Source organism: Mesorhizobium sp. M7D.F.Ca.US.004.01.2.1 (assembly GCF_003997785.1).
Classification (GTDB): Bacteria; Pseudomonadota; Alphaproteobacteria; order Rhizobiales; family Rhizobiaceae; genus Mesorhizobium; species Mesorhizobium loti.
Window position 1 is genome coordinate 1 of the sequence record NZ_RZRQ01000418.1, and the last position, 4,465, is coordinate 4,465.

At 65.7% G+C, this 4,465-nt stretch carries 3 protein-coding genes; all 3 read left to right on the forward strand.

Annotation, left to right across the window (positions count from 1 at the left end; genetic code table 11):
• Positions 1-121: 121 nt before the first annotated feature.
• Positions 122-3,115 (forward strand): sarcosine oxidase subunit alpha, encoded by a 2,994-nt coding sequence (locus EN993_RS31975; protein WP_127265768.1) that lies wholly within the window; start codon positions 122-124, stop codon positions 3,113-3,115.
• Positions 3,108-3,695: a sarcosine oxidase subunit gamma gene (locus EN993_RS31980; protein WP_127265770.1), complete on the forward strand. Its 588-nt coding sequence runs from the start codon at positions 3,108-3,110 to the stop codon at positions 3,693-3,695. The genes EN993_RS31975 and EN993_RS31980 overlap by 8 nt, the downstream gene beginning before the upstream one ends.
• 174 nt (positions 3,696-3,869) lie before the next feature.
• Positions 3,870-4,465: MFS transporter (locus EN993_RS31985; protein ID WP_127265772.1), on the forward strand; the 596-nt coding region annotated here is incomplete at its 3' end.

Here is a 4,465-nt window from a genome sequence, read left to right on the forward strand (position 1 = left end):
CGCATCTGCGGGTCGTGCGCAACACGCTGACGCACGAGATTTCCAGCGTTGCCTTCATGCGCGGTGATCATGGGCGCGGCGATCATGGCTCGGCCGCGCGCCGCAAGGCGGAGGACAAGTCATGAGCCCGCGCCGCACCGACGCTGGCGGCCGTATCGACCGGCTGAAAACCATCCGCTTCACCTTCGATGGCGCTGCCTACACCGGCCATGCCGGCGATACGCTGGCGTCGGCCCTGCTGGCCAAGGGCGTCACGCTGTACGGACGTTCGTTCAAATACCACCGCCCGCGCGGCCTGCTGACAGCCGGCGTCGAGGAGCCCAACGCCCTGGTGACGGTGCTGAAGGGCGAGGTTCGCGAACCCAACATTCCGGCGACCATGGTCGAGATCCATGACGGGCTGGTCGCCATCAGCCAGAACCGCTTTCCATCGCTTGCCTGGGACATCAATGCCGTCAACCAGCTTGGCGGCAAGATCCTGTCGGCCGGGTTCTACTACAAGACCTTCATGGGACCTGTGTTCGGTCCGGTCAAAGGCACGCGCTTCTGGATGTTCTGCGAGCATTTCATCCGCCGCGCCGCCGGTCTCGGCAGCGCCGGATCGGCGAAGGACCCGGCCCGCTACGAACGCATGAACGCCTTTTGCGACGTGCTGGTGGTCGGCTCCGGCCCGGCCGGTCTGATGGCCGCCAAGGCCGCCGCCGATCAGGGCGCGCGCGTCATGCTGGCCGATCTCGAGCCGCGTTTCGGCGGCTCGGCCAACTGGTCGGATGAAACGATCGACGGCGCGCCGGCCGCCGATTGGGCTCGCCGTATCGTCGCCCAGCTCGCAGGCCGTGACAATGTCCGGCTTTTGCCGCGCACCACGGTGTGGGGCTACTACGACAACAACACGCTTGCCGCGCTCGAACGGGTCAGCGACCACAAGGAGCAGCCCGCCAAGGGCGAGCCGCGCCATCGCTACTGGGCGATCCGCGCCAAATCCGTGGTCCTGGCCACGGGTGCTTTTGAGCGGCCGCTGGTCTTCCCCGGCAATGACCGGCCAGGCGTGATGCTGGCGCATGCCGCCGAGCGCTATGCCAACGAGTTCGGCGTGCTGCCGGGCGAGCGGATCGCGCTGTTCACCAACAATGACAGCGCCTATCGGGCGGCCGTCGCCTTGAAGAAAGCTGGTGCCGCGGTCGTCGCCATCGCCGATGTCAGGCCGGAACTTTCGCCGGAGATGCGCAGGCTGGCCGCGGAAGCCGAGGCTGAGATCTTCGCCGGCCATGCCGTCGTCGCCACCGAAGGCGGCAAGGCGCTGTCCGGCCTCAAGCTGCAACGCTTCGACATGACCAATGGCGCGCTCATCGGCGATGCACGCAGCATCCATGCCGATTGCCTGCTGATGTCGGGCGGCTGGTCGCCGACCATCCATCTGGCCAGCCAGGCCGGCGCCAAGGCGGAATGGAATGCCGCGCGGCAGGCCTTCCTGCCGCCGAAACCAACGCAGCAATGGATCGGCGCCGGCGCCTTCACCGGCAGTTTTTCGACGCTCGAAGCGCTCGCCGAAGGACGCGCCGCCGGTCTGGCTGCGGCCGGTGGACAGAGCACGCCTTCTGTATTGCCGGTGGTAGAAGCCGTGCCCGGTGATCCCGATCCCGCCCCGGTGTTCGAGATCAGGGCCAAGGGCAAGAGCTTTGTCGATTTCCAGCACGACGTGACAGCCGAGGACGTCCGGCTAGCGCATCGCGAAGGCTTCGTCTCGGTCGAGCATCTGAAGCGCTACACCACGCTCGGCATGGCGACCGACCAGGGCAAGAGCTCCAACGTCCCTGGCCTTGCCATCATGGCCGAAGCGCTGGGCAAGCCGATCCCCGAGGTCGGCACGACGCGCTTCCGGCCACCCTTTGCGCCCGTGTCGATCGGCTCGCTGGCTGCGGAACGCTTCGGCGACCTGAAGCCCGAGCGGCTGACGCCGATGCATGACTGGCATCTCGCCAATGGCGCCACGATGTATTCCGCCGGCCTCTGGTACCGCCCGATGATCTATGGCCATGCCGGCGAGACGGTCGAGCAGGCCTATGTGCGGGAAGCCAAGGCGACACGCGACAGCGCCGGCATCGTCGATGTCTCGACGCTGGGCAAAATTGCCGTACAAGGGCCCGACGCCGCCCTATTCCTCGACCGCGTCTACACCAACATGTTTTCGACGCTGGCCGTCGGCAAGGCACGCTACGGTCTGATGCTGCGCGAGGACGGCCTAGCCTTCGACGACGGCACCACCTGGCGGCTCGGCGAGCAGGATTTCCTGATGACCACCACCACGGCCAATGCCGGCAAGGTGATGCAGCATCTGGAATATTTCCTCGACGTGATCTGGCCGGAGCTCAAGGTCCACGTCGCCTCGGTGACCGACGAATGGGCAGGCGCCGCGATCGGTGGGCCAAAGGCTAGGGAGATCCTCGCCAAATGTGTCACCGGCACATCGGTCGACAATGCCACCCTGCCCTTCATGGGCATCGTGCGCGGCGAGATAGCAGGCGTGCCGGTAATGATCTGCCGGCTGTCCTTCTCCGGTGAAATGGCGTTCGAGGTCTATTCCGGCGCCGGCTACGGCACCCATGTCTGGGAAGCGCTTGTTGAAGCCGGCAAGCCGTTCGGGCTGGTTACCTACGGGCTCGAGGCGCTGGGCACGATGCGCATCGAAAAGGGTCATGTCACCGGCGCCGAGATCGACGGCCGCACCACGGCGCGCGACCTGCATCTCGACTGGATGCTGTCGAAGAAGAAGCCGTTCATCGGCTCGGCGATGATGGATCGCGAAGGCCTGATCGCGTCTGACCGTCTGGAACTGGTCGGCCTGATTTCGCTCGACAACAAGCCGCTCAACGGTGGCGCTCACATCGTCGAAGAGGTTGACGAAGCCAATCCGCACGGCTCGATCGGCCACATCACCGCCTGCTGCTACTCGCCGGCGCTCGGCAAGCATATCGCGCTGGCACTGGTCAAGGGCGGCAAGGCACGGCGCGGCACGCGCGCCCACGTCTCCGACCCCTTGCGCAACCGGTTCGGACCGGTCGAGATCGTCTCCAACCACTTCTTCGACCCGGACGGGAGCCGCATGCATGGTTGAGCGCCAATCACCGCTTGAGCCGGAATTTCACGTCGGCTCGCATGGCAATTTCGAGCACGGCGTCGAAATCATACTGACCGAGACCAGGCCCGGCTCGATTGTGCAGCTCGCCGCTTGGCCGGGCGAGGAGAAGAGGCTGATTGCAGCCATCCGCACCGTCACCGGGCTTGCTCTGCCCGATGGCGCCGGCGGTGGCCTGAGCGACGGCGTGAAGTCGGTGTTCGGCTTCGCGCCGGGAAAGTTCACTGTTGCCGACGAGGCCGAAGGGCTGGCCGCGGCCTTTGCCAAAGTGGTGACCCCGGCAATTGGTACGGTGACTGACCTGTCGCATGGTCGCACCGCCGTTCGTATTGCCGGGCCGAAGGCCGAATGGGTGCTGGCGAAATTCTTCGCCATCGACTTTTCGCTGCCGGCCTTTCCGGTTGGCGCCGGCCGCTCGACCGCCCATCACGATGTCTTCGCCCAGATCCAGCGCACCGGCGCCGACCAGTTCGACATCTACGTCTTCCGCTCGTTCGCACGCTCGTTCTGGAAGGCGCTCTGCCATGCCAGCGAGGAAGTCGGCTACGAGGTGCAGTAAGCGGCGCGGCCTGACGGCCGCATCGCTTCTGCTTCTGGCATCAAGGCCAGCCGGTTCTGCCGCTAGAGAATCGTGCCGCAGGCGCCCATGGTGGAAATATGGGGCCGCCCAACCGGCCCAAGGGATGAAAATCCCGTCTCACAGTCGGCACATTCGTTTGGTTCGAACATCTCCATGACCGCTGAACTATCCGCCGGCGCCACGGATCGCGCCGATGTGCCGGCCAGAGCCTTGCTCCTGCTGCCGCTGACGGTCGCCTGCGGTGTCTTCATGACCAGCCTCGACCAGAATGTCGTGGTGACGGCGCTGCCGGGCATCAGCGAAAGCCTCGGCCGTCCGCCAAGCCAGCTCGGCCTGCTCATCACTGTCTATGTCGCCAGCCTGATCATCTCGATGCCGCTTGGCGGTTGGGCCGCCGACCGCTTCGGCCTGCGCAACGTCTACTGCTTTGCCTTGCTGGTGTTCGCCGCCTCGTCGGCCCTGTGCGGACTGTCGAACGATATCCGGATGCTGGTTGGCGCCCGCGCACTGCAAGGCTTTGGCGGCGCCTTGATGGGCACGCTCGGCCAGGTCGTCATCCTCTCGACCTTTCCGCGCAGCCGCACGCTCAAGATCAACATGTATATCTCGCTGGCCGGCCAATCCGGACCGCTGGTCGGCCCGCTCGTCGGCGGCGCGCTGACCACCTACATTTCCTGGCGCTGGATCTTCTTCATCAATGGGCCGTTCGCGCTGGCGGCGGCAGTTCTTGCCGCCTCGCTGTTTCCGAC

What these genes read in the sequence shown, in the direction of transcription:
- EN993_RS31975 (WP_127265768.1), top strand. Translation starts at nt 122, where the DNA reads ATGAGCCCGCGCCGCACCGACGCTGGCGGCCGTATCGACCGGCTGAAA.
- EN993_RS31980 (WP_127265770.1), top strand. Translation starts at nt 3,108, where the DNA reads ATGGTTGAGCGCCAATCACCGCTTGAGCCGGAATTTCACGTCGGCTCG.